At 70.3% G+C, this 23,043-nt stretch carries 31 protein-coding genes, 1 tRNA gene and 1 pseudogene; 9 read left to right on the forward strand and 24 right to left on the reverse strand.

The genetic code is table 11. From position 1 onward, the window contains the following. The 3 genes and pseudogenes from Q7T15_RS09220 to Q7T15_RS09230 all read right to left on the reverse strand — a co-directional run. Positions 1–307 (reverse strand): annotated as a pseudogene (locus tag Q7T15_RS09220) (pilus assembly protein); the annotation flags it as partial. Further along, positions 304–1,164, reverse strand: coding sequence for a type II secretion system F family protein (locus tag Q7T15_RS09225; RefSeq protein ID WP_304695538.1), 861 nt, complete (start codon positions 1,162–1,164; stop codon positions 304–306). The pseudogene Q7T15_RS09220 and the gene Q7T15_RS09225, both read right to left, overlap by 4 nt. Continuing rightward, positions 1,161–2,387, reverse strand: coding sequence for a CpaF family protein (locus Q7T15_RS09230; protein WP_304695540.1), 1,227 nt, complete (start codon positions 2,385–2,387; stop codon positions 1,161–1,163). The genes Q7T15_RS09225 and Q7T15_RS09230 overlap by 4 nt, the downstream gene beginning before the upstream one ends. Positions 2,388–2,553: 166 nt before the next feature. Between Q7T15_RS09230 and Q7T15_RS09235 the strand changes: the two genes are divergently transcribed. After that, the gene (locus tag Q7T15_RS09235; RefSeq protein ID WP_304695542.1) at positions 2,554–2,775 is read left to right on the forward strand and encodes a hypothetical protein; all 222 of its coding nucleotides are present in this window, start codon (positions 2,554–2,556) and stop codon (positions 2,773–2,775) included. A gap of 78 nt (positions 2,776–2,853) precedes the next feature. Here Q7T15_RS09235 and Q7T15_RS09240 read toward each other — a convergent pair whose 3' ends face one another. The 5 genes from Q7T15_RS09240 to gabT form a co-directional block, all read right to left on the reverse strand. Beyond that, entirely contained in the window at positions 2,854–2,997 is a 144-nt protein-coding gene (locus Q7T15_RS09240) for a hypothetical protein (protein ID WP_304695544.1), read from the reverse strand. A gap of 149 nt (positions 2,998–3,146) precedes the next feature. Then, positions 3,147–3,932 (reverse strand): type 1 glutamine amidotransferase, encoded by a 786-nt coding sequence (locus tag Q7T15_RS09245; RefSeq protein ID WP_304695546.1) that lies wholly within the window; start codon positions 3,930–3,932, stop codon positions 3,147–3,149. A gap of 4 nt (positions 3,933–3,936) precedes the next feature. After that, the gene (locus tag Q7T15_RS09250) at positions 3,937–4,248 is read right to left on the reverse strand and encodes a hypothetical protein (RefSeq protein ID WP_304695548.1); all 312 of its coding nucleotides are present in this window, start codon (positions 4,246–4,248) and stop codon (positions 3,937–3,939) included. Between the two features lie 326 nt (positions 4,249–4,574). After that, positions 4,575–6,035 carry an NAD-dependent succinate-semialdehyde dehydrogenase gene (locus tag Q7T15_RS09255; RefSeq protein WP_304695550.1) on the reverse strand — a complete coding sequence of 487 codons (1,461 nt, stop codon included), beginning with the start codon at positions 6,033–6,035 and terminating at the stop codon, positions 4,575–4,577. Positions 6,036–6,104: 69 nt separating this feature from the next. Continuing rightward, positions 6,105–7,466, reverse strand: a complete 1,362-nt coding sequence (gabT, locus tag Q7T15_RS09260; RefSeq protein ID WP_304695552.1) for a 4-aminobutyrate--2-oxoglutarate transaminase — start codon at positions 7,464–7,466, stop codon at positions 6,105–6,107. 57 nt (positions 7,467–7,523) lie between these two features. Here gabT and Q7T15_RS09265 point away from each other — a divergent pair, with 57 nt between their 5' ends. Together Q7T15_RS09265 and Q7T15_RS09270 are read left to right on the forward strand one after the other, a co-directional pair. After that, complete coding sequence (locus Q7T15_RS09265; RefSeq protein ID WP_304695554.1) at positions 7,524–9,047, forward strand: PucR family transcriptional regulator; 1,524 nt, start codon at positions 7,524–7,526, stop codon at positions 9,045–9,047. Between the two features lie 73 nt (positions 9,048–9,120). After that, entirely contained in the window at positions 9,121–9,333 is a 213-nt protein-coding gene (locus Q7T15_RS09270; protein WP_304695556.1) for a hypothetical protein, read from the forward strand. Between the two features lie 21 nt (positions 9,334–9,354). Here the strand turns inward: Q7T15_RS09270 and Q7T15_RS09275 are convergent, their stop codons facing one another. Then, positions 9,355–9,558 carry a hypothetical protein gene (locus Q7T15_RS09275; protein ID WP_304695558.1) on the reverse strand — a complete coding sequence of 68 codons (204 nt, stop codon included), beginning with the start codon at positions 9,556–9,558 and terminating at the stop codon, positions 9,355–9,357. 85 nt (positions 9,559–9,643) lie between these two features. On the opposite strand from Q7T15_RS09275, the gene Q7T15_RS09280 reads away from it, so the two are divergent. Further along, positions 9,644–9,725, forward strand: a tRNA-Leu gene (locus Q7T15_RS09280). A gap of 140 nt (positions 9,726–9,865) precedes the next feature. Beyond that, positions 9,866–10,174 (forward strand): hypothetical protein, encoded by a 309-nt coding sequence (locus tag Q7T15_RS09285; RefSeq protein WP_304695560.1) that lies wholly within the window; start codon positions 9,866–9,868, stop codon positions 10,172–10,174. Between the two features lie 17 nt (positions 10,175–10,191). Here the strand turns inward: Q7T15_RS09285 and Q7T15_RS09290 are convergent, their stop codons facing one another. From Q7T15_RS09290 to Q7T15_RS09335, 10 genes are all read right to left on the reverse strand, one after another. After that, positions 10,192–10,677, reverse strand: a complete 486-nt coding sequence (locus tag Q7T15_RS09290) for a hypothetical protein (RefSeq protein ID WP_304695562.1) — start codon at positions 10,675–10,677, stop codon at positions 10,192–10,194. A gap of 327 nt (positions 10,678–11,004) precedes the next feature. Continuing rightward, entirely contained in the window at positions 11,005–11,619 is a 615-nt protein-coding gene (locus Q7T15_RS09295; RefSeq protein ID WP_304695564.1) for an HK97 family phage prohead protease, read from the reverse strand. A 43-nt stretch (positions 11,620–11,662) separates the two neighbouring features. After that, a complete protein-coding gene (locus tag Q7T15_RS09300) occupies positions 11,663–11,905 on the reverse strand; it encodes a hypothetical protein (protein ID WP_304695566.1) in 243 nt (80 codons plus the stop codon). A gap of 2 nt (positions 11,906–11,907) precedes the next feature. After that, on the reverse strand, positions 11,908–13,278 hold the full coding sequence (locus Q7T15_RS09305; RefSeq protein WP_304695568.1) for a phage major capsid protein: 1,371 nt from the start codon (positions 13,276–13,278) through the stop codon (positions 11,908–11,910). A gap of 134 nt (positions 13,279–13,412) precedes the next feature. Continuing rightward, positions 13,413–13,769: a hypothetical protein gene (locus tag Q7T15_RS09310; RefSeq protein WP_304695570.1), complete on the reverse strand. Its 357-nt coding sequence runs from the start codon at positions 13,767–13,769 to the stop codon at positions 13,413–13,415. After that, positions 13,766–14,233: a hypothetical protein gene (locus Q7T15_RS09315; RefSeq protein WP_304695572.1), complete on the reverse strand. Its 468-nt coding sequence runs from the start codon at positions 14,231–14,233 to the stop codon at positions 13,766–13,768. Before Q7T15_RS09315 ends, Q7T15_RS09310 begins: the two co-directional genes overlap by 4 nt. A 76-nt stretch (positions 14,234–14,309) precedes the next feature. Continuing rightward, a complete protein-coding gene (locus Q7T15_RS09320; RefSeq protein WP_370689132.1) occupies positions 14,310–15,104 on the reverse strand; it encodes a tyrosine-type recombinase/integrase in 795 nt (264 codons plus the stop codon). A gap of 56 nt (positions 15,105–15,160) precedes the next feature. Beyond that, positions 15,161–15,505: a hypothetical protein gene (locus Q7T15_RS09325; RefSeq protein ID WP_304695574.1), complete on the reverse strand. Its 345-nt coding sequence runs from the start codon at positions 15,503–15,505 to the stop codon at positions 15,161–15,163. Further along, a complete protein-coding gene (locus Q7T15_RS09330) occupies positions 15,502–15,828 on the reverse strand; it encodes a hypothetical protein (RefSeq protein WP_304695576.1) in 327 nt (108 codons plus the stop codon). The genes Q7T15_RS09325 and Q7T15_RS09330 overlap by 4 nt, the downstream gene beginning before the upstream one ends. Positions 15,829–15,896: 68 nt before the next feature. Continuing rightward, positions 15,897–16,103, reverse strand: coding sequence for an AlpA family transcriptional regulator (locus Q7T15_RS09335; protein ID WP_304695578.1), 207 nt, complete (start codon positions 16,101–16,103; stop codon positions 15,897–15,899). Positions 16,104–16,202: 99 nt separating this feature from the next. Between Q7T15_RS09335 and Q7T15_RS09340 the strand changes: the two genes are divergently transcribed. Together Q7T15_RS09340 and Q7T15_RS09345 are read left to right on the forward strand one after the other, a co-directional pair. Further along, positions 16,203–16,748, forward strand: a complete 546-nt coding sequence (locus Q7T15_RS09340) for a helix-turn-helix transcriptional regulator (RefSeq protein ID WP_304695580.1) — start codon at positions 16,203–16,205, stop codon at positions 16,746–16,748. A gap of 3 nt (positions 16,749–16,751) precedes the next feature. After that, a complete protein-coding gene (locus tag Q7T15_RS09345; protein WP_304695582.1) occupies positions 16,752–17,861 on the forward strand; it encodes a site-specific integrase in 1,110 nt (369 codons plus the stop codon). On the opposite strand, the gene Q7T15_RS09350 is transcribed toward Q7T15_RS09345, so the two are convergent. Continuing rightward, positions 17,858–18,193, reverse strand: a complete 336-nt coding sequence (locus Q7T15_RS09350; protein WP_304695584.1) for a hypothetical protein — start codon at positions 18,191–18,193, stop codon at positions 17,858–17,860. The two genes, Q7T15_RS09345 and Q7T15_RS09350, sit on opposite strands and share 4 nt — an antisense overlap. 507 nt (positions 18,194–18,700) lie before the next feature. Here Q7T15_RS09350 and Q7T15_RS09355 point away from each other — a divergent pair. Further along, the gene (locus Q7T15_RS09355; protein WP_304695586.1) at positions 18,701–19,330 is read left to right on the forward strand and encodes a hypothetical protein; all 630 of its coding nucleotides are present in this window, start codon (positions 18,701–18,703) and stop codon (positions 19,328–19,330) included. A 23-nt stretch (positions 19,331–19,353) separates the two neighbouring features. On the opposite strand, the gene Q7T15_RS09360 is transcribed toward Q7T15_RS09355, so the two are convergent. Further along, a complete protein-coding gene (locus Q7T15_RS09360) occupies positions 19,354–19,650 on the reverse strand; it encodes a hypothetical protein (protein WP_304695587.1) in 297 nt (98 codons plus the stop codon). 170 nt (positions 19,651–19,820) lie between these two features. Between Q7T15_RS09360 and Q7T15_RS09365 the strand changes: the two genes are divergently transcribed. Beyond that, positions 19,821–20,690, forward strand: a complete 870-nt coding sequence (locus Q7T15_RS09365) for a DedA family protein (protein ID WP_304695589.1) — start codon at positions 19,821–19,823, stop codon at positions 20,688–20,690. A 42-nt stretch (positions 20,691–20,732) separates the two neighbouring features. On the opposite strand, the gene Q7T15_RS09370 is transcribed toward Q7T15_RS09365, so the two are convergent. The 3 genes from Q7T15_RS09370 to Q7T15_RS09380 all read right to left on the reverse strand — a co-directional run. Continuing rightward, complete coding sequence (locus tag Q7T15_RS09370; protein WP_304695591.1) at positions 20,733–22,004, reverse strand: Nramp family divalent metal transporter; 1,272 nt, start codon at positions 22,002–22,004, stop codon at positions 20,733–20,735. Between the two features lie 9 nt (positions 22,005–22,013). After that, positions 22,014–22,718 (reverse strand): metal-dependent transcriptional regulator, encoded by a 705-nt coding sequence (locus tag Q7T15_RS09375; RefSeq protein ID WP_304695593.1) that lies wholly within the window; start codon positions 22,716–22,718, stop codon positions 22,014–22,016. 180 nt (positions 22,719–22,898) lie between these two features. Further along, the coding region (locus tag Q7T15_RS09380; protein WP_304695598.1) for a non-canonical purine NTP pyrophosphatase at positions 22,899–23,043 on the reverse strand (145 nt) is incomplete at its 5' end.

Consider the following 23,043-nt stretch of genomic DNA (forward strand, 5'->3'; position numbering starts at 1 on the left):
CGACGGTCAGCTCGGAGCCGGACTGCCGGAGCCGGGCACGGATGACCGGAGTGCCGCCGAGCACCGAGTCGAGGGCGCGGCCCAGCGCGTCGGTGAGAGGGGCGACCATTGCGCCAAGGAGCGGGAGCGGGTCGGAGCTCCGCGGCCTCGTCATCTCGCGCGCCTCGCTCGAGACGTCGACGAGGTACGGAGCGAGGCGCGTCGTCAGGCGCGGTCGCCCGATGCGGGGCGCGAGGCTCGCGAGGAGCCAGAGCCCCGTGCCGAGCGCGGCGCCGACGAGGGCCGCGAGCGCGAGGGTCGGCGTCATCGGAACCACCGCCCCTCCTCCGGGAGCCGCCCGAGGGCGATCATGAGCCGGTAGGCGACGAGGGTGACGCCGAGGCCGATGAGGACGAGTGCTGCGCCGCCCGCCGAGTTGTAGGCGGCCGCGGCCTCGGGGCGCGTGCCGAGCAGCAGGAGAACGACCCACGGCGCGGCGACGCCGAGCCGCGCAGCGTTGCGCACCCACGACTGCCGGGCTTCGACCTCGGCGCGGACGGCCGCATCGGTGCGCAGGTACTGCGCGAGCGAGCGGAGCACGCCGGGGAGCTCGGTGCCGCCGACCTCGCGCGCCATCCGCAGCGTCTCCACGATCCGGTCGGCGACGGGGTCGGCGAGGGCGGCCTTCAGATCGTCGAGCGCCTCGCCGAAGCGGGCCGTGCGCGCGTACTCGCGACGGAACTCGCGGAACGGCTCGCGGACGGCATCCGGCGCCGACTCGGCGAGCGAGCCGATCGCCTCCGGCAGCCCCAATCCGGCGCGGATGCCGGACACGAGGTGGTCCACGACGTCGGGCCAGACCTGCCGCAGCGCCCGGCGTCGCGCGGCCGCCCTGGCGCGGAGCGCGACGATCGGCAGGCTCGCCGCCACGAGCCCCGCGACCGGGGCGAGAGCGGCGACGGGTACGAGGAGGACGGTGACCGCGGCGCCGACCACCCCGACGAGCGCGATGATGCCGAGGAGGGCGAGGGGGCTCGCTTGGACGAGTCCGGCGCGTGCGAGGAGCTCGGCGAGCGGCCGGAGGACGCGCCGGGCGGCCGATCGGCCCTCGCGACGCGGCCAGAGCCAGGGCGACGCGATCAGGAGGACGCCGGCACCCATGAGGAGAGCGGCGACGACGGTCATGCGGCGACCGTCACGAGTCGCGGATCGAGACCGGCCGCTGCGAACTTCTCGCCCCGCGCGGGCACGGCGCCCGTGGGCTCGAGGCGGCCCTCGACGAGACGGAAGATCGTGTCGACCTCGATGCCGCCCTCGTCGAGGGCGCCCGTCGGAGCGACGATCTCCGCCACGCGCCGCTGCCCGCCGGCGACGAGCTCGCAGTGGACGACGAGGTCGATCGCGCTCGCGACCGTCGGCACCACGAACGACGCGTCGATGTTGCGGCCCGCGAGGAGCGGGAGCGTGGAGAGCTTGATGAGCGCATCGCGCGCGCTGTTGGCGTGGAGGCTGCAGGCTCCCGGCAGTCCGCTGTTCAGGGCGATCAGGAGGTCGAGCGACTCCGCCTCGCGGACCTCGCCCACGACGAGACGGTCGGGGCGCATCCGGAGCGCCTCCTTGATGAGGCGACGCAGCGAGATCTCCCCCGTGCCCTCGAGGTTGGGGCTGCGGCACTGCATCGCGACGCAGTCGGGTGCGTGGAGGTCGAGCTCGAAGGTCTCCTCGACCGTCACGATCCGCTCGCGCGGCCGCGCGCCGGCGAGGAGCGCCCCGAGCGTCGTCGTCTTGCCCGACTGCGTCGCGCCCGACACGAGGATGTTGCACCCGGCGAGCACGGACATCCGCAGGAACTCGGCCGATTGCGGGGTGAGCGAGCCGAGCTCGACGAGCCGGGAGAGATCGCGGATGCGCTGCGAGAACTTGCGGACGTTGACCGCCCAGTGCGAGCGCGTGACGTCGGGGATCACGACGTGGAGGCGGGACCCGTCGGGGAGGGATGCGTCGACGAACGGCGAGCTGAGGTCCACGCGGCGCCCGGTCGCCTGGAGCATCCGCTCGACGAGGGTGCGAACCTGCTCGTCCGTGAGCCGCACGTCGGTGCGCTCGCTGACTCCAGCACGGGCGATGAAGACGGCGTCAGGGCGGTTGATCCAGATCTCCTCGACGCTCGGGTCGTCGAAGAACGGCTGCAGCGGCCCGTAGCCGGTGAGACCGGCGAGCACCTGGCCGAAGGCGTGCGCCTCGTCGGCGATGCGCGGCAGCGAGCCCGCGAGCGACCGCTCGGCGTACGACCGCAGCTCCTCGCGGACGAGCCGCTCGGCGGTCTCCGGGTCGCGGTGCAGATCGAGCCGCTCGCTGCGAACCCGCTCGCGGACGCGGTCGGTGATGGCGGAGACGGCGGTCGACATGCGCGACATGGTCGCCCGAAGCGCGCCGGGCATCCGCTGCGTTTTCCACAGTCGTGCGGGTGATCTGCCAGGTTGAAGAAAACCCGTGCGTTCTACGCCCGGATGTGCTGTTATTGACCATTCCCCGTCTTCCCGAGGCGGCCCCCACTCCCCCGAGGTGCACACTATGAGCGCGTTCGCGACGATGTCGACGCAGGCGATCGAGCTCGACCTGAGCGGGCTCACGAGCGTTCTCGCGGTGATCCTCGGCATCGGCGTCGTCATCCTGCTGGTGTGGATGTGGCGCATCGGGCACCAGCTCGAGACCGGCATCGAGCCGGGCGCCGAGCAGAGCGCACCGCCCGCAGCCCCGGTCGCCTCGACCGTGGGCGACGAGGTCCGCCGCTAGCCGGAGGACCGCCCTGAGCAGAACGCGCATCCTCACCGTCGAGGAGTTCCGACACCGCGAGGCCGCCCTCCGTCGCGGCTACCCGCTCGCGATCGGCTCGGCCGTCATCGGCGCCGGCATCACGCTCGTCATCTGGGCGATCGCCACCGCGCGCACCCTCACGCTCATCGGGCTCTCCGGGGCCCCGACCCCCGCGCGCCTCGCCGAGGCGATCTCGGCCACCTCGCTCGAATCCGAGCTCCTGCTCATCGGGGCGGGTCTGCTCTGGCTCGCCGCGATCGTGGCCGTCGTGACCGCGAACCGACTGGCGCGCCTGCGGTCGCGCGCCGCGGAGGGCCGCTGAGAGAGCGTCGATGCGGCGGATGCCCGGCTCAGGCCTCCGCGAAGCGGTGCACCTGACGCGCGAAGGCCGCGCCGACCGCGTGCGCGCGCTCGCGGTAGGCGAGCCACTTCTCGTGGCTCAGCTCCTCCTGACGCGCGGGGTCGGAGCCGACGCGCTCGAAGCCGGGGCGGTCGCCGGCGATCCAGGCGAGCTGGGTCGCCAGGCCCACCTCGAGGTGGAACTGCAGGCCCCACGCGCACTCCCCCACGCGGAACGCCTCGATGATGCCGTCGGTCTCGCCGAGCAGCGTCGCCCCCTCGGGGAGCTCGAACGAGTCGAAGTGGTAGTGGAAGACGTCGAGCGCGCCGTCAGCATCGCTCTCGGCCGCGAGCGGGGCGACGACCGGGTCGAGGGCGGCCTCCGGCGTCGGCGTCACGCGGGTCCAGCCGAGCTCGGGGACGGGCGACGGGCGGAACGCGGCGCCGGCCGCGGCGGCGAGCAGCTGGGCGCCGAAGCAGAGACCCAGGACGGGCATCCGCCGCTCGATCGCCTGCTGCAGAAGCGCTTTCTCGACCGGCATCCAGGGCGTCGTCGCCTCGTCGCGGACGCCCGCGTACGCGCCGAGCGAGACGATGCCGCTGAAGGCGTCGAGGCTCGCCGGGGCGCCGTCGGGCACGCGCCCGGCATCCCACATCACGATGCGGATGCCCGCCTCGGCGAGGGGCGGTGCGAGCTCGCCGAGGTTGTCGTCGACGTCGTGCTGGATGACGAGGACGGCGGGCGGGGCTGAGGGAACGGGCGGGACGGACGGCGACGACGGTGTCGGATCGGGCATGCGATCAGGCTATTGCGTGGCCGGCCTGGATCCCCTCGATGTAGGTCCGGATGCTCGGCAGCTCCATGAGCTTCTCGCGGAAGAACGTGTTCACGAGATTCACGAAGACGTGCAGCATCGGGTCAAGTCGCAGGGCTCGGGGCAGGGGCAATCCGCGCACGAGAGCCGCCGAGCCGTGGCTGATCGCTGCGCCCTCGCTGAGCAGCAGCGACAGGGCGTGGGCGCGCTGGACGATGTCGTCGAGGTCGACGTTGTGAGTCGCGACGCCGCGGTACGGATGCGCGACGTCGACGCGCCGCGTGCGCGCGTAGGGCATCCGGCTATGGGTGACGGATGCTCGGACGGCCCACGCTTTGGAGCTCACATCGGGCGGCTCGGGTTCACGACTCATGCCGCGAAGAGTGCCGCCGAGGCGGGCGAATTTTCTCTGCTGGACCCGGCATCGTGTATCGGTCACTCGTTGCGACACGGTGGGGACGAGCGGACAACAACTGACCGATAGACGCCGTCAGCGGCACGAGCGGCGCCGCGGCGCGGTCCGGCACGGCGAGGAGGCTGGGTCGACGAGACCGCGCAGAGAGATCCGCCGCCGGGCGGCCACCACAGCGCCCGGCGGCGGAAACCGATGTTCCTCGAGGAGGTCTAGGCCTTCGGGATGAACGTGTACTTCGTCGTGAGGTACTCGTCGATGCCCTCGAGCGAGCCCTCGCGGCCGATGCCCGACTGCTTGACGCCGCCGAAGGGGGCCGCGGCGTTGGAGATGACGCCCGCGTTGAGGCCCATCATCCCCGTCTCGAGGCGGTCGATCATGCGCATGCCGCGGTTGAGGTCGGAGGTGTACACGTACGAGATGAGCCCGTACTCGGTCGCGTTGGCGAGCTCGACGGCCTCGTCCTCCGTGTCGAACGGGACGATCGCGAGCACGGGCCCGAAGATCTCCTCGCTCAGCAGGCGCGTGCCGGGCTTCACGCCCGTGAGCACCGTCGCCGGGTAGAACGATCCGGCGCGGTCGGGGATGGCGCCGCCGGTCGTGACCGTCGCGCCCTTCGAGACGGCGTCCTCGACGAGCTCGTGCGAGCCCTGCACCGCGTTGTCGTCGACGAGCGGGCCGATCTGCACGCCCTCCTCGGTGCCGCGGCCCATGCGCATGGAGGCGACGCGCTCGGTGACGCGGCGGCCGAACTCGTCGGCGATGGACGACTGGACGAGGATGCGGTTCGCCGCCGTGCAGGCCTGGCCGATGTTGCGGAACTTGGCCAGCAGGACGCCGTCGATCGCCTTGTCGAGATCGGCATCCTCGAACACGACGAAGGGGGCGTTGCCGCCGAGCTCCATCGAGGTGCGCAGGATGCCGTCGGCGGCCTGCTTCATGAGCATGCGGCCGACCTCGGTCGACCCGGTGAAGCTCAGCTTGCGCAGCCGGGGGTCGGCGATGATCTCGGCCGACAGGGCCCCCGACTTCGCCGTCGTGACGACGTTCACGACGCCGGCGGGCAGCCCGGCGTCCTCGAGCGTCTTGACGAAGTACATCGTCGTGAGAGGCGTGAGCGCGGCGGGCTTGATGATCGAGGTGCAGCCGGCGGCGATCGCAGGCGCGATCTTGCGGGTCGCCATGGCGAGCGGGAAGTTCCACGGCGTGATGAGGAACGACGGGCCGACGGGCGCGTGCGAGACGACGATCTGGCCCGTGCCCTCGGGGTTCTGGCCGAAGCGGCCGGTGATGCGCACGGCCTCCTCGCTGAACCAGCGCAGGAACTCGGCGCCGTAGGTGACCTCGCCGCGCGACTCGGCGAGCGGCTTGCCCATCTCCAGCGTCATGAGCAGGGCGAACTGGTCGGCGCGCTCGATGACGAGGTCGAAGGCGCGGCGCAGCAGCTCGCCGCGCACGCGCGGGGCGGTCGCGGCCCAACTCGACTGCGCGTTCGCGGCGGCGTCCATCGCGCGCTTGCCGTCGGCGACCGACGCGCTCGCGATCTCGACGAGCGTCTCGCCCGTGCTCGGGTCGGTGACGGCCATCGTCGCGCCGCCCTCGGCGTCGACCCACTGCCCGTCGATGTAGAGCCCGCGGGGCACCTTGGCGAGGAGGTCTGCTTCGCTGATCATGTCGTTTCCCTGATCTTCCGTGTGGGGGATGCGGTGGTGGCGATCCGCAGGTCGGTTCCGAGGGTGGCCCTAGGCGGCGTTCGCGGCAAGGGCCTCGGCGATGACGCCGATGCCCTCCCGCAGCAGCGCGTCGCTGATCGACAGCGGCGGGAGCAGGCGGATGACGTTGCCGTCGGTTCCGCACGTGAGCACGATGACGCCCTGGGCGTGGCAGTGCTTGGCGACTCGGCCGGTGAGTCCGGCGTCGGGGCGGCCGTCGGCGTCGACGATCTCGGTCGCCATCATGGCGCCGCGCCCGCGGATGTCGCCGATGCGCGCATCGCGCGACTGCAGCGCGGTGAGCTCGTCGCGGATGATCCCCTCGAGCTCGCGGGCCCGCGCGAGCAGGTCGTGCTCGTCGTAGGCGCGCAGGGCGCCGAGCGCCGCGGCCGTCGCGATCGGGTTGCCGCCGTACGTGCCGCCGAGCCCGCCCGCGTGCGGAGCATCCATGATCTCGGCGCGACCGGTGACGGCCGAGAGCGGGAGGCCGCCCGCGATGCCCTTCGCCATGACGACGAGATCCGGCACGATGCCCTCGTGCTCGCTCGCGAGCATCTGACCCGTGCGGGCGAAGCCGGTCTGCACCTCGTCGGCGATGAAGACGACGCCGTTCGCGTTCGCCCACTCCTGCAGCGCGGGGAGGAAGCCGGGCGCGGGGACGATGAAGCCGCCCTCGCCCTGGATGGGCTCGATGATGATCGCGGCGAGGCGGTCGGCGCCGATCTGGCGCTCCATCGTGTGGATGGCGCGCTCGGCCGCCTCGGCCCCGCTCAGCCCGTCGCGGAACGGGTACGACATGGGCGCGCGGTAGACGTCGGGCGCGAACGGGCCGAAGCCGGCCTTGTACGGCATGGCCTTCGCGGTGAGCGCCATCGTGAGGTTCGTGCGGCCGTGGTAGCCGTGATCGAACGCGACGACCGCGCTCTTGCCCGTGTAGTGGCGCGCGATCTTGATCGCGTTCTCGACCGCCTCGGCGCCCGAGTTGAAGAGCGCCGTGCGCTTCTCGTGATCGCCGGGGGTCAGTCGGTTGAGCGCCTCGGCGACCTCGACGTAGCCGTCGTAGGGCGTGATCGTGAAGCACGTGTGGGTGAAGCGGCGCACCTGCTCGATGACGGCCTCGGTGACGAAGGGGTCGGCGTTGCCGACGTTGGTCACGGCGATGCCGGAGCCGAGGTCGATGAGGCTGTTGCCGTCGGCGTCGACGACGACGCCTCCGCCCGCCGCGACGGCGAAGACGGGCATCATCGTGCTGACACCGGAGGCGACGGCGGCGGCCTTTCGCGCCATGCGCGCCTGCGACTCGGGGCCCGGGATCGCGGTGACGAGGCGGCGCTGCTGGGGCAGCGAGGGCCCGCCGGCGAGGTGCTCGGGCGCGGTGACGGTCATGCTCATGACGGCCAGCGTAGGGCGGGGGCTCGCGATCGCGGCTGTCCGCTCAGTACAATGCGGATGCCCGCTCTGTACGGCGTGGACATCCCGCTTCTGGAGGGTCGCATGCCCGTCTCCCTGCACTCGCTGCTCGCCGACCGCGAGCTCGCCCTCCGCACGGTGTGGGCCGACGAGGCCGCGCTCGGCCGGGAGTGGGGGTGGGTGCACTCGAGCGATCTCGCCGACCCGACGCACTTCCTCTCCCCCGGCGACGCCTTGCTCACCACGGGCACGCAGTGGGCCGACGACGACGCGATCGCGCCGTGGGTCGCCCGCCTCGCCGAGCGCGGCGTGCCCGCGATCGGGTTCGGCACCGAGGTCGTGAGGGCCGGCACGCCCGAGCCGCTCGTCGCCGCGTGCGCGAACGCGGGCATCGCCCTCTTCGAGGTGCCGTACCGCACGCCGTTCATCGCCGTCGCGCGCGCCGTCGCCGACGCGCAATCGCGCGAGCGCTACGCGCGCCTGCGCTGGACCCTCGAGGCGCAGCGCGCGATCGCCGTCGCCGCCCTCAAGCCCGGCGGGCTCGCCGAGGTCGTCGCCGAGCTCGCCCGCCGCGTCGACGCCCCCGTCGCGCTGCTCGGCACGGACGCCGAGATCGTGCACGGCGGCCCCGTGACCCCGGAAGCGCAGGAGGAGGCCCGGCGAATGCTCGCCGACGCGCGCCGCGCCGCGGTCGTCGCCGACGGCGTCGCCCTGCAGACCGTCGGCCGCTCGGAGGCGCTGCGCGGCGTGCTCGTCGTCGGCGCCGCGAGCCAGCACGACGACGCCGTGCGGGCCGTCATCACGAGCGTCGTCGCCATGACCGGCCTCGCGCTCGAGCAGGACCGCACGCTCGCCCGCACCCTTGACCACCTCCGCACGGGCCTGCTCGCGGCCCTCCTGCGCGGCGAGCGCGACCTCGTCGCCTCGACCTCCCGCGCCCTGTGGGGCGCCCTGCCCGCCGAGCCGCTCACCGTCGCGGTCGTGGATGCGCGCGGAGCGCGTCGGGCCGCCCTCCTCGAGCTGCTCGAATCGCGGGCCGAGCGCGCGCGGGGCGCGGTCTTCCACGCGCGCGACGGCCAGCGCGTCGTCGTCATCGTGCCCGAGTCGGAGACCCCCGTGCTCGACTACCTCGCCGACCGCGTGCGCCTCACCGGTGGGTTCGTGCGCGGCGCCCGCTACTCCTCGCTCGCGACCGCCGTGGACGAGGCCGGGCGCGCCGCCGACCGGGCGCACGCGGATCAGCGGCTCGTCGACTACGCGATGCTGCGCGACGACGGCGTGCTCGCCTCGCTCTCGGGCGACGACACGCGCCGCATCGCCGCCTCGGTGCTCGCGCCGCTCGACGAGCACGACGCACGATCGCGCGACGAGCTCGTGCGCACGCTCAGCGAGTGGCTCGCGGCCGACGCCGTGGCCGAGGCGGCGGCGACCCGGCTGGGCATCCACCGCCACACTCTGCGCGCCCGCGTCAAGCGGGCCGAGCAGCTGCTCGGGCGCGACCTCGGGTCGTTCCCGGCGCGGGCCGAGCTGTGGGCCGCGCTCGTCGCGGCCGGGCGGGCCTGAGCGGAGCATCCGCCCGCCGCCGCTCGCCGACAACCCCGTTGACGGGGGCGGATGCTCGGAGGACAGTGTGCGCATGACCGAGCACCGCGAACCGAAGAAGCCCACCGACCACCTGCCCCCGCGCGAGGAGCGCGAGGAGGGCGACGACCGTACGACGGACCAGCACTATCCGGGCGACGACGGCGCGCAGCCCGACTCGCGCGACGTCATCAGCGACGCCACGGCCGCGCAGCACGAGGGCCCCGACATGAACGGCCTGCCGAAGCTGCCGCCGGGCGCGCGCTGACGCCTCTGCTCGCGCTACGTCTCAGTCGCTGCGGGTCATCCCGAGCTCGTTGAGCGGGCGCCGGTCGTCCGGTGCGGGCAGGTGATCGACGGGGCAGTGCAGGATCCCGTCGCGGCGCGAGTGGTCGACCCGGTGCTCGCTCATGGGGTGCGCGCACAAGGGGCACGCGCTGCGGTTGTCCGAGTGGTTCTCCGTGGTGCCGCCGTGCGGCTCGCTGCCGTCCATGCGCGCATCGTACGCCCGTCCGCGCGTCGCGGCGAGGGGGCGCGGATGCCCGATGAGAGCCCGTCGATAGACTGACGCCGCACCAGCGGGAGTGGTGAAATCGGCAGACACGCAGGATTTAGGTTCCTGTGCCTTCGGGCGTGAGGGTTCAAGTCCCTCCTTCCGCACCTGGAATGGCGCGGCGGCGACGCGAGAAGCCCGGAATTACAGGCATCTAGAGCAACGCACGGTTACCTAGCCCCCACAGAGTTGTGGGGGGTTGTGGGGTTTTTGTGGGGGCACGGCGACTGCCGGTACCGTGCGACACATGGACATTCCCGAGAAAGGCCGCCTCGCGGCACACGTGCTCCTCGACGCTGTCTCTGTCGCCCACGAAGAGACCGGAACCACCGAGACTCACGCGGTCGATGTCGCCTACAGGCGCCTTGCCGAGATCGACGCCTTCAGCGTCACAGTGCGAGACGACGGAGACGAGCTCGACGTCGCGGTGAACCTCTCGGACCTGCTCGGCGCCTCGCTAGTCACACTCAGCTGGCTCGTCGAGCAGCTCGCGAACGAACGGGACTCAACTCGCGAGGACATTCTCATCGAGCTCCGCGAGCGACTCGACGATTAGGACTGCTCTCCGGTCCATCACAGCCGCTTATCGCGTGCCTCGTCGTGGTGCTCACCCGAGGTCCGCGACACAACGAAGAGCGGTGTTCCGAGCGCGGCGAGGAGGTCATCGCCGGCTGTGTCCCCGTCTTCTGAGTCGCCGCGAAGGCGCTGCACGACATCGAGCAGCTGGTTGTGTAGCGCCGCCTTGCTCGTCTTCGTGTCCGCCTGGTCGATCTCACGGGCGAGGGCGAGCGCCATGGCGCGGAGGGTCCGGGTCATGGGACCTTCGGAGTCGAGCTCGTCGAGGTCATCGGCGACCGCCTTCTCGACGTCGCCGAGGGTGGGCGTCGCCGGCGGATCGAGCGGCTGGTCGGTGACGACCGTGAGCTGCGGGTTGTCGCTCGCCATCCGTCGACGCGCCCGGTATAGGCGCTGCGCGCGGCTGTGGGCGCTCTTGCAGGCGTCGCACCGGCAGCCGAGTCGGTAGCGGCGGGAGGTGCCGTGCTGAGGTGTCGTCGTCATCAGCGCCCTACGTCTCGGAGCCCTCGGTCGGGGAGAGAAAAAACGGAAGAGGGCGCGGTCTTCCGTCCCGCCCCGTTCCTAAAAACGAAGCCCTGATCAGCGCGGCATCGGCCCGCTCGTCGGCATGTGATTCCCCTCGGCGAGCGCCGGTGTCGACGGGTGGTCGCTGTAGGACGGTCTGTGGGGCGTGTTGTAGGGCTGTGGTGGTGGGGCCCTGTCGGTGTGACTCGGCAGGGCCCCGGCTCGCGCTGGTAGGGCTGCTGTGAGGAAGACGTCTCACTGTCCCTCCATCCGTCCGAAGCTGTGTGGTGCGGTTGACGCGAGCGGTCAGACGAGCAGCAGGCGCTGGGTCCTGTGCTCTGGGATAAGGTCGGCGCCGCTGTGACGGAGCTGCGCGACCGTGGCTGGGTTGGCGCCGTAGCCGACGATGGCGACGTCGCCGCGATGGAGGTCGTACTCGTCGATGCGGTACTCGGTCCAGTCCGGTGACCAGGAGCCGCGGACGATGTGGAAGGCGAAGCTCATCTCTCGATAAAGCCCATCTTCGATCTTCCGCATGACGAGTTGCACGTCGGGGTCGTCGGGGTTGAGGCTGGCGTCGACCTCGAGCCCGTCGCTTGACTCGCTGAGGTTGAGCGTGCCGGCGAGGGTCGAGGCGATGCGGTGCATCTGGTCGTGCCCCAGGTTGAGTGTGACGTCGAGGTCGTCTCGCGCGAGGCTCTTGGCGCCTGCCCCCAGGGATACGACTTCGGTGTAGGGGCCGAAGATGTCCCACATCTCGTAGGGGCTCTCGTAGGCCGATGCAAGGCCCGTGAAGCGCACCAGGCCCTCGGTCGACGTCGATGCCTCCCGCGCCGTCCAGGGCGCCGGCAGGGGCGCGCCTCGGCCGGTCCCGGACTTGCTCAGGCGACGCTGGCGGGGCTTGTCGACGAGCTGCCTCATCTGCCCTCTGCGTGACCTGGCAGCCTCAGCGAGCGCCGCCCGGTCAGTCATGGGTTACCGCCCATGCTGGGAGTGTCTCGCCGGGCACGAAGACGACCTGCAGCCCCGTGTCTGGGTGTTTGGTGTGGACGTAGTCGGCGGCGATGCGGGGCTGTGGCCTCGTCTCGCGTTCGAACTCGTAGAAGCGGCGCCACGCGTCGGTCGTCTTGTCGGCGGCCGCCTCGGCTGCCGGGATGCCATGTGCCTCGATGGCGGCCTCTTCCTGGGTCGGCTGTCGGCGTGCCATGGTCAGGCTCCCTGGAGGGCGCGGTAGACGGCGAAGGCGGACTCTCGGGCGAGCTGCACGTCTCCGCGCCAGTGGGCGATGATGCCGATCTGGCCGGTGTCGGCGTAGCGCTCGGTGAGGGTCTGGATGGTGATGTCGAGTCGCTGGCCGATGAGGAGCTTGGAGAAGTCGCCGGCGAAGACGTCGGTTGCGATGTTCGCCATGGTGCCCTGGGTGTAGCTCTGGATCTGGTTGGAGATCAGGCGGCGGATGGCGGTGTACTCGGCGGGGGCTGCGAGGGGCTGGCCGGTGGTGTCGTAGGCGCGGGCGTAGCGCTGTGCGAGGCGGCTGTTGGAGATGACCGCGGTCGGCTCCTCGTTGCCCTCTCGGACCTTGTAGATCAGGTCGATGAGCTCGTTGTAGAAGCTCGTCGCTGTCTGCGCGGTGCCGTTCGTCGCCGCGCCGAGGACGTTGCCGGGGCGGTTGGCGTTGAGGGCCCCGAGGATGCCGCGGGGGTTCGGCGGGGTCGGCAGGTTGATGGTGCCGGCGCCGGTGGTGATGGATCCGTAGAGCGCGACGAGGTCGACGTTGAGGGCCATCTGCTTGGCGATCGCGTCGTAGACGATCTCCTCGGCGTTGTCAGCGTCCTGGAACCATTCCAGGGAGCCGATGACGAGGGCCGACTGGGTCTTGGCGTCGAGGGTCACGTTGTCGAGGGTGACGTCGCTGGCGACGACGGTGGAGCCCTCGGCGCGGAATGCGGCGGTCGGGTCGCCGGTGAGGCGGCCGATCTTGACGGTCTTCTCGGCCATGGGGACGAAGGTGGCGCCGGCCTGGGCGACGGCGGCCTCGTTGCGGACGCGGTCGATGATGTTCGCGGCCCAGTCGGTCGGGATGATCGCCGAGCCGCTGGTGGTGGTCATCGCGCGGAGCATCTGGCCGAGGTCTCCGAAGCGGGAGACGGTGTCGGCGTCGCCTGCGCGGCTGCTGCGGGCGAATGCCGGGTGCTGGCGCACGGACTCGTCGGCGCGCACAGCGGCGCGCTCGCGGGTCTGGACGTTGATGTACTCGCCGGCGCGGAGGTCGGCGCTGGCGCGGTCGGCGACGGACGCGGTGGGGCTGATCCCGCGAGCGGCGGGGACGCTGACCTGCGCGGCGCGCTCGAGGCGCTCCTCGTCGGCGAGCTCGCGCTGGAGGTACTCGAGCTCGCGCTGTGCGCGCTGTACGTCGAGGTTCGCGGCGTCCTGCTCGGTGCTCAGCTGGGCGACGCGAGCGGCGTCGACGGCCGGCTGCTTCCGGAGCTCACCGAGCTCGGTGGCGGCGGAGTTGTAGCGGAGAGTGTGGGTGTTGAGCTCGTCCCGCTTCTGGGTGACGAGGTCGGAGATGGTGCGCATGATGGCCTCCTAAAGGCTGTCGAGTGGCGTGGTTGATCCAGTCGAAGCAGTCAGGCCGATCCGAGTCCGTAGAGCCGAACCTGTTGCGCGAGCGCGTTCGCTGGTGAAGATACCCGAGGGCACCGACGTTCGTGTCATTCGAGATCGGCGAGTCCCCCGGGCATGGTCGCTAGGGCGACCTGCGCGCGGAGTTCGATGTCGAAGCGGAGCTCGTCGTTGGCGGGGTTGAGGAGCAGCTCATCCATCCATCGGAGGATCTCGAGCGCGACTGGTGCGAGATCCTCTGCGGCGAGCGCCGTGAGGAAGTCCCTGGATCCTGGGTGGACGATCAGCAGGGACGCAGAGTCACCCGCTGAGGCTTGGAGCATTTCGAGGAGGCGTGTTTGGTGATGCTCGTGTTGAGCGATCTGGCGTTCGAGCTCTTGGACCCGAAGCATCGCCTGGATGCGCTCGTCGTCTCTCGCGATGTCTTCAGGCGTCGGATCGGTCATGCGCTCTTCTCCACAGGGTGCACGTGAGATGCGCGCTTGGGGTGATGTTGTTCCTCGCCATTTCTTCCTAGTGACTCCTGTTCTTCCTTGGGGGTACGTCTGACGTACCTTCTGGGGTACGTCTCGCGTACCCGTATGGGTACGTCTCGCGTACCTGCATGGGGTACGTCTGGCGTACCTGCATCGAGGGCGCTGGGGATCGTGAGTGAGTACTCGGCACGCTGGTTCTTCTGGCCGCGCTTCTCACGTTCGATGAGGCCGGCGTCGACGAGCTCGGCCGTCACCACCTTGAGTCGCTGGAAGGCTGCGCGACGCTCTCGAACGGTCTCGGGCGCCCGCGGGTCGTCGACCTCCGGAGCGTCTGGCACCATGCGACCGAGGGCCATGCATGTGCTCTCCCGCTTCATGAAGTAGAGCGGCCGCTCGTCGGCGTCGCGGGCGTGGAGCGCCATGAAGACGAGCACGTTGCGGGCCTCAGCGGAGAGGCGCACGTGCGGCATCACGGCGAATGCCCGCTGCACAAGTCGAAGGCCCAAGAGGTCACGCCACCTCCTCGGCGAGCGCCGACGTCGTCGACGTGACTGCGGATGCGGCTCGCCTGAGTGCGCTGAATTCGACGCCGGTGTAGACCTGGGTTGTCGCGATCGAGGCGTGTCCGAGGAGCTCTTGCACGGCTCGAATGTCGCGGCCGCCGCGCTGGTAGGCGAGGGTGGCGAACCGGTGTCGCAGCTGGTGGGCGGTCGCTCCGGGAAGGGCCTTGCTGATCAGCTTGGACACGTAGGCGGCCGACAGGTGGCCGTCTTCCTGGCCGGGGAAGATCCAGCCACCGTGCTCGATCAGGCGGAGCGCGAGCTCGTCTGGGAGTGGGACTCGGCGGGTGCGGTCACCCTTACCGTGGACGTAGAGGGTCCAGCCGATCCCGTCGTGCTCGAGGTCGGAGGAGTGCACGCGTGCGATCTCGCGGCAGCGCAGGCCGAGGTTTGCGGCGAGGCGGAGCATCAGCTGCGTTCGAGGGTCGCTGCGCTCGAGTGCGGCGTCGAGGGCCTCGTCGGCCGCTGGTCGCGGGCGGCCGGGGCGTGTTCGTACTCTCGGGAGACGGGCGGCCGGGTTTCGATCGGTGAGCTCTTCGGATTCGGCCCATCGGTAGAACTCGCGCATCGTCGAGCGGAAGGTCTTGACGGTGGCCGGCGCCCACTTGTGACGGTCGATGTGCTCGAGCAGGTCGCTCGCATCGACCGCCCACGGTTCGACTCCGCAATCTCGGGCGAAGCGTCGCAGGTGGTAGGACCGGATCGTCATCGTCGGTTTCGGGGAGCCCGAGCGCGACAGGTGCATCAGGAACTTCTCGACGGGCGAGGCCCAGGAAGGCGGCGGGACGACCTCACGGCGCGTCACCTGGTCACCCGCTCGAGGGCCTCGGCGAGCGCCGTGCAGGCCAGGGCGAGGGCTCGGGCCTCCTCCGGACCGGAGACGAAGACGCGCTCCTCTGGGGAGCGGGTCATGCAGACGTAGCCCTCAACATCGCCGGTGAGCGTGACGTCGTCGACGGGGTCATAGGTGTCGAGGCGGGTCACGTGTGCGATCGCGTCGATCTCGGGGCTCAGGTCGACGCCGTACCAGTCGAGGATGATCTCATGCACGGCCGGATCCTTGGCATTCGCGATCCCGCCCTCCTCCACGCTCGTGAGGCTCGGCTCCGCCCAGTCGGGGGTGGGAAGGTTGTTCAGGTCGATCATCGGATCCCTCCGAGCGCGACGGCGCGACGTGCATGGTCGATCGCATCGGCGAGCGCCGGAACCTGGCGGAGGGGGTAGGCGGTTTCGCCCACTTGGAGCCACTCGCGCACCGACTCGGGCATGCCGTCTGGGCCCACGGTGACGTCTCTGCGGAGCTCGACGAAGAGCTCGTCATCGAGCATGCTCGTCCCGTGCTCGATGACGGTGGTGCGGCCCTGGTCGACGCGACGCATCGAGTGGCCGTCCGCCTTCCAGATGCACCACGGGGGGCACGTCTCGCGGATCAGGTTGTACATCGGGCGAAGGGGCGTAACCTGGGTCATGAGTGGTTCCTCTCGTAGATGTTCTGCTCTCGCCCCCGGCTTACCTCCGGGGGCATTTCCTTTGGCGCTCATCCGGCGAGCGCCGAGTCCGCCGTGCTCTGACGGCGCTTCGAGGCCATCCACTCGACGACCTCGGTCTCGCGGTAGCGGATCTTCCGTGGGGTGATGGCGTAGAAGGGCGGACCCTCTCCCCTGAAGCGCAGCTGCGCAAGTCCCCCGCGGCTGAGGCCGGTGAGCTCGCAGGTCTGGTCGATGTCGATGAAGTCGGAATCCATGGGTTCTCCCGTCAATCCGGTTTGTTGTTGGCGCGACTCTAGCACGTCCTAATCGAACCTGACGTATCAAAAAATCCGTTCTGGCCTTAGGCTGGCACGATGATCGACGCCAGCCCTACGCCCTCAGCTGCTGACCAGCGATTCGCGGCCGAGGTCAAGAAGGTTCGCGAGCGCCGCAGCATGTCGCAGGAGCTCGTGGCGGAGCTGATGCGGGAGCGCGGCTTCCGCTTCCACCAGGCCACGATCTACAAGATCGAGAACGGCTCGAGGCGCGTGACCGTGGGCGAAGCGGAGGCGCTCTCTCAGGTTCTCGGAGCGTCGCTGTCGTTCCTGATCGCGTCAGGCTCGGAAGATGTCTACGCCGATCACGTCGTGAAGCTCGCCGTGCGGCTGGTGGAACAACACGAGGAGCTCGCAACTGTCATCGACGAGATCCTGCTGCTAGAAAGTTCCCTCGTCGAGGCGCGCCGCAAGGTCTCTGATGACCGCGCCGCATCGGACGAGCTCTATCCAGATCTAGACGTAGATGGCGTCATCGCGGCTGTCTCCGGGCTCCCAGTCGAAGACGTCGTCGCAGACCTTCGACGACGGCGACAGAGCCCGGGCTACTCGGCCATCGCCCGCTCGCACGGCTTCATGGATTGACCGATGCCTAGCGTTGAGCCGTACCAGACAGCGAGCGGCCGGCGCTGGCGCGCCCGCTACCGAGACCCGGAGCGCCGGCAGCGGGAGAAGGGCGGATTCACTCGGAAGATCGACGCTGAGGACTACCTCGCGGCCGTCACAGTGGGGATCCGCCGCGGCGAGTACATCGACCCGGCCGAGGCGCGCGTCACGGTCGCCGAGCTCGGTCGCGAGTGGCTCGCGAACCAGACGCACCTGAAGCCGTCATCGCTGAGACCGATCGAGTCCAGCTGGCGGGTGCACGTCGAGCCCGAGTGGGGCCGGCGCCGAGTGAGCGACATCCGCCACAGCGAGGTCCAGGGGTGGGTGACGCGACTCTCTGCCGAGAAGGGCGCCACGGTCGTCCGCCGAGCCCACGGAGTGCTGACGAGCGTGCTCGAGGCCGCCGTCCGCGATCGCCGTATCGCCACGAACCCCGCCCGCGGCGTCTCGCTCCCCCGGCGAGCGCCGAAGAGGCGTGAGTACCTGTCCATGGGTCAGGTGGAGCTCCTGGCGCGGGAGGCGGGCGCACAGGGCGCGCTCGTCATGCTGCTGGCCTACACGGGGCTGCGATGGGGCGAGGCGACGGCGCTGCGCGTGCGCGACGTCGACATGCTCCGCCGGCGCGTGCACGTCGTCGAGAACGCCGTCCGCATCGGCGCCGTCGTGCACGTCGGCACCCCGAAGTCGCACCGGGCCCGCTCGGTGCCGTTCCCGTCGTTCCTCGTCGACGCGATCGCGGCCGAGTGCATCGGGAAGTCGCGCGATCGCCTGGTGTTCGGCGACGGTGTCACGCACGTGCGGGCGACCTATGGCGAGCGCGGGTGGTTCGCCGCGGCCGTGCGAGCTTCTCAGGCCGGCGACGCCGACTTCCCGCGTCTAACGCTGCACGATCTCCGGCACACGGCGGCGAGCCTCGCGATCAGCGCCGGCGCGAACGTGAAGGCAGTGCAGGCGATGCTCGGGCACGCCTCGGCCACGATGACCCTCGACGTCTACGCGGATCTCTTCGACGACGACCTCGAGGCGGTGGCGGTCGCTCTGGACAGACTTCGGGCGGCCAACGTAGCCCGCGAAGCCCGGGAGATTGTCTAGACGGGCATCAGTTCAGACGCTCGCCTGTGGGCCTCATAGCCCGCGCCATCTCCCGAATTTGCCGTTGGCTTGGTGGTCTGTCCACCGGAAGATGCGATCGCCTGGTTGATTATGCGCATGCCGATCTGCTCGGCGGCGTCAAGGCTGTCTGCATTGACGGTGATCGTTACCGTGACCGTCGCCGAGGCGAGGATCGCGGTCACGTCAACATCTGAAATCACTCCAGCCGACGCCGCTTCCAGATCCAGAAGAGCATCCATGAGCGCGTCGGTTTCTGCGTCGAGATCCCGCGACCCATGAACATGGAACTCACCGCTCACGATTGCGTGCATAGTTCCCCTCCTTACTGCTGGCTACCGTTGTAGCAGGTTTGGTTGTACAGCCACTGGAGCTTGTGGTTGGCGTAGTAGCCACTCGAGGGCGACAGATGGACCGTCGTCTTATGCTTCGCTTCACACGGGCAGTACACCTTGTAGTACTTGTTCGTACTTTCGATTCTCCATCCGGCCCCATGGAACTCACCGAGCAAAGACTCCAGCGTCTTGTCGGGGTGCTTCCTCCAGTATCTGCCCACGAGCCCTCTTCGTCTATGTCGACCGGTGACACAGCGTAGATGAGCCTCACGTAGTTTCCCAACATCACGGCGGTCCCCTCCCTTCCCAATTGTGGGGGTTCTGTGGGGGCAGGGCGCGCAACAGGGTGCCCGGAAGGCCTGAAAAGCCCGGAATCTAGCGGAAGTTAATGGCGAGCAAGACCCCCAGCGTGAGGGTTCAAGTCCCTCCTTCCGCACTGAGCTCCGCGCGCTTCCGGATTGACAGCCGATGGCACGAGTGCGAGAGTTGTTCGACTTTCAGCAGCTGAGCGGAGCGATCCACATGGACAGGAAGATGGCCGTCGCAGTCGTGGCTCTGGTTCTCGGCGGCGTGCTCCTGGTCGGCATCGCGATCGGCAGTTCGGACGGCGGCTCCGACCAGACGCTCCCGGCAGCGGACGACGGTCGAATCCTCTCCAATGGCGATGAGCGGATCTACTTCCCGGTGAATGAGTCGGGAGAGACGTACGGGCGGGGCGATCTGCCAATCGTCCCGGATCTCGTGCTCGCCATCGGCGACGACGGGACCGAGGGCTACATCCGGGATTCCGACCTGTTTGGAACGTCGATAGAGGTGCCGCTCTACGACAGCGACGGTCGAACGGTGATCGGCACCTTCACCCTGAAGGCGAGTGGGCCATCCGACTTCGGCCAGGCACATGCGCGTCTAGTGTCTGAACGCGGCGACTACTTCGCCGGCCAGCTCGGTGTTTCGGAGATCCTCTTCACCTCATCCGACCCGGAGACGGGTTGGGTGATCGTGTACACCTCGGACACCGTTGAGGAGCTCGGCGCACGCTCCCTTCAGAGCATCGACGGCATTGTGATCAGGGTGCAGGGCGGGGCGGGTCCTCTCGAGCTGCAGTCCAACGCGTAGTCCAGGCCGTCTTGCCCTAGCCGTCAGCGCGGAACGCGACGCCCGCCCGACAGGTCGGGGTACTGCTCGGCTCCCGGGTCGGGCCCGTGCCGGCGCAGCCAGTCGCGATGCGCGGCCTCGCACGCTCCGCGCAAAGTGCGGCGATACCCGATGAGCCGCCGGGGCTCGGCGTACGTCGTCGCGCGATAGCCGCGCTCGCCGCCGATCTCGATGAGACGCACGACCGCGTACGGGCCGGTCTGCGACGCGAGATGCCAGAGACCGGGCTCCTGCTCGACTGCGGCGAGCAGCGGATGCCAGTGGTTCGCGCGCTGCACCACGGGGCTCCCTCCGGACTCGAGTCGAGCAGTCCGGCCACCGCGGCACCAGCGTACGAGCCGGCGCCGACGGCCGCCACAGAACGGTCACCTTCCCGCAAGCCGACGCATAGCCTCAGCGCGGTAGCCTGAGCATCGATCACCGCCGCCCTCTCGACGAACCCGGAGCCGCCATGCTCGCGACCGACATCGGTCTCTTCGACGTGGAGGGGATCATCACGGGCGCGGGCCCCTGGGCCCTGCTGGTCGTGTGCGCGATCGTCTTCGTCGAGACCGGGCTGCTCGTCGGCTTCCTCCTGCCCGGCGACACGCTCCTCGTCATCACGGGCGTCCTCACCTACACGGGCGTCATCCCGCAGCCGATCTGGGTCGTCTCGCTGTCGATCATGATCGCGACGATGGGCGGCGACAACCTCGGATACTGGATCGGCCGGAAGGCGGGGCCTGCGATCTTCGAGAAGAAGTCCGCCGGGTTCTTCTCCAAACGCAGCGTCGCCCGCACCGAGGCGTTCTTCGCCAAGTACGGCGGATTCGCGGTCACGATCGCGCGCTTCATCGGCGTCGTCCGCACGATCGCCCCGGTCGCGGCGGGCGTGGGCCGCATGAACTACCGCACCTTCCTCATCTACGACACCCTCGGCGCGTTCCTCTGGGCCGTCGGGCTCACCGTCCTCGGGTGGGGCGTCGCGCACATCCCCGGCGTCGCCGAGGTCGTCACCGAGTACATCGAGATCGTCCTCCTCGTCGTCATCGCCATGGCCCTCACGGGCATCGGCTACCACGCGCTCAAGGAGCGTCACGAGCGCAAACAGGAGGAAGCCGCCGAGCGCGCGGGCACCCCGGTCGAGGTCGACATCGTCCGCCTTGACGAGCCCGAGCACGACGGCCGTCACGAGGCGCCCGCGCACGCGCGTCACCGCGGAGACCACGCCGAGCACGGCGCCGAAGCCGACCACGACGAGCACGAGCACCGCCGCGGCGACCCGCGCAAGCTCGTCGGCAAGCCCGACGGCGCTCACGAGAAGCCCGACGGGCTGCTCTAGCGGAGCATCCGCCCCGCAGCGCCCGCAGCGGCCAACGCCCGCCTACGCGCCCGTCGCGACGAGCACGAGCAGCGTCACGTTGAGCGCGATGAGCAGGCCCGCTGCGATGATCGCGAGAGCCGTCGTCAGACGCGCGTTGACGGCCGAGCCCATGATCCGGCGATCGGCGGTGAGCCGGACGAGCGGGATGAGCGCGAACGGGATCCCGAAGCTCAGCACGACCTGGCTGAGGACGAGCGCGAGCGTCGGGTCGACGCCGATGATGAGCAGTACCAGTGCCGGTGCGATCGTGATTGCGCGCCGCACGAGCAGCGGGATGTTCACGCGCAGCAGCCCGCGCATGATCTCGGCCCCCGCGTAGGCGCCGACCGAGGTCGAGGCGAGGCCCGAGGCGAGCAGCCCGATCGCGAACAGCAGGGCGACGGGCTCGCCGAGCGCCGCCCCGAGCGCCGCGTGCGCCCCCTCGAGCGAGTCCGTGCCCTCGACGCCTTCGAGGTTCGCCGCGGCGAGGAGCAGGATCACGACGTTGACCGTCCCGGCGATCGCGAGAGCGATCGTCACGTCGACCTTGGTGGCGCGCAGCACGAGGCGGCGCTCGACTCCGGCCTCGACGAGACCGAAGCGGTCGCGCGTGAGGGCCGAGTGCGCGTAGATGGCGTGCGGCATGACGGTCGCGCCGAGGATGCTCGCCGCGAGCAGCACGGAATCCGCTCCGTCGAACATCGGCACGAGACCTGCCGCGGCCTCCGCGGGGTCGGGCGGCCCGATGACGAGCCCGGCGCAGAACCCGACGGCGATCACGAGCATGAGCCCGGTGATGACGCGCTCGAACGGCTTCGCGCCCCGCTGCGACTGCACGACGAGCAGCAGCATCGACACGACGCCCGTGATGAGGCCGCCGACGATGAGCGGCAGGTCGAACAGCAGGTACAGCGCGACGGCGCCGCCGATGACCTCGGCGACGTCGGTCGCCATCGCGACGCCCTCGGCCTGCAGCCAGTAGCCGTACCGCGCCGGCCTCGAGCGAAACCGCTTGCCGAGCGCCTCGGGCAGGCTCTGCCCGGTCACGATGCCGAGCTTCGCCGACAGGTACTGGATGAGCCACGCCATGACGTTGCCCGTCACGACGACCCACACGAGCAGGTAGCCGAACGCGGCGCCCGCCGTCATGTTCGCGGCGACGTTGCCCGGGTCGAGATACGCGACACCGGCGACCATTGCCGGCCCGAGCAGCGGGGCGACGAGCAGACCGCCCCGAGCGGCCCTCACCGGGCGCGGATCGCGAGGCAGGGCATCCGTCGCATTTTTCGGCATGCCGAAATATTAGGCCCGGATGCTCCGCTCCAGCCACACGGATGCCGCGACGCTCGGCGAGATCACGACGGGGCCGCCCAGCGCCCGCACGATCGCGACCCCGGCGGCAGTGGTCTGCTCGTCGGCGACCCGCAGCGCCGCGTCGAGCGCGATGCCGAGCCGGTCGAGCACGCGCAGGGTGTCGGGGTCGCGGTCGCTGATGCGCACGACGCGGCCCGCGAATCCGAGCGGAGCCGCGTCGAGGCGCACCGCGTCGGGACGGGTGAGCGCGCCCGTCGCGCTCGGGATGAGGTCGCCGTGCGGGTCGCGGTCGGGGTGCCCGAGCTGCGCGTCGATCGCGTCGAGCAGACGGTCGCTGATGGCGTGCTCGAGCACCTCGGCCTCCTCGTCGACCTCGTCCCAGCCGTAGCCATGCACGCGCACGAGCCAGGTCTCGATGAGCCGGTGCCGGCGCAGCATCGCGAGGGCGCGCCGCTCGCCGTCGGCCGTGAGCGAGATCGCCGAGTACGGGCGGTGGTCGACGAGCCCGGCGGCGGCGAGCTTCTTCACCATCTCGGTGACGCTAGACGGGGCGAGTCCGAGGCGGGCGGCGAGCTGGCTCGGCGTGATCGGCTCGGGCTGCCACTCGGTGTGCGAGTAGATCGTCTTGAGGTAGTCGTCGGCGGCCGTCGAGGCGGCGCCGCTGAGCGCCGCGCGCACGCCCGATTCGACCATGGCTCCAGGGTACGGGGCGGCCCAGCCTTCGCGAGTGAGCCCGAAAGTGGCGACTGAGCCCGAAAGTTCGGGCCCAACTGCAACGAATGAGCACAACAGCTGCGGCAGGCGGGCGGCCCGCGAGCGGGTCGGCGCGGGTCGGCGCGAGCGGGTCGGCGCGTGTGGGTCGGCGCGGGCGGGCTAGCGGGCGGCGCGCTCGCGCAGCACGTCGGCGAGCGCCGCGAAGGCGAGGGCGCGGTGGCTGATCGCGTTCTTCTCGTCGGCGGTGATCTCGGCGCTCGTGACCGTGAGCCCGTCGGGCACGAAGATCGGGTCGTAGCCGAAC

This window comes from Microcella sp. (genome assembly GCF_030645145.1).
In the GTDB taxonomy this organism is placed as follows: Bacteria; Actinomycetota; Actinomycetes; order Actinomycetales; family Microbacteriaceae; genus Microcella.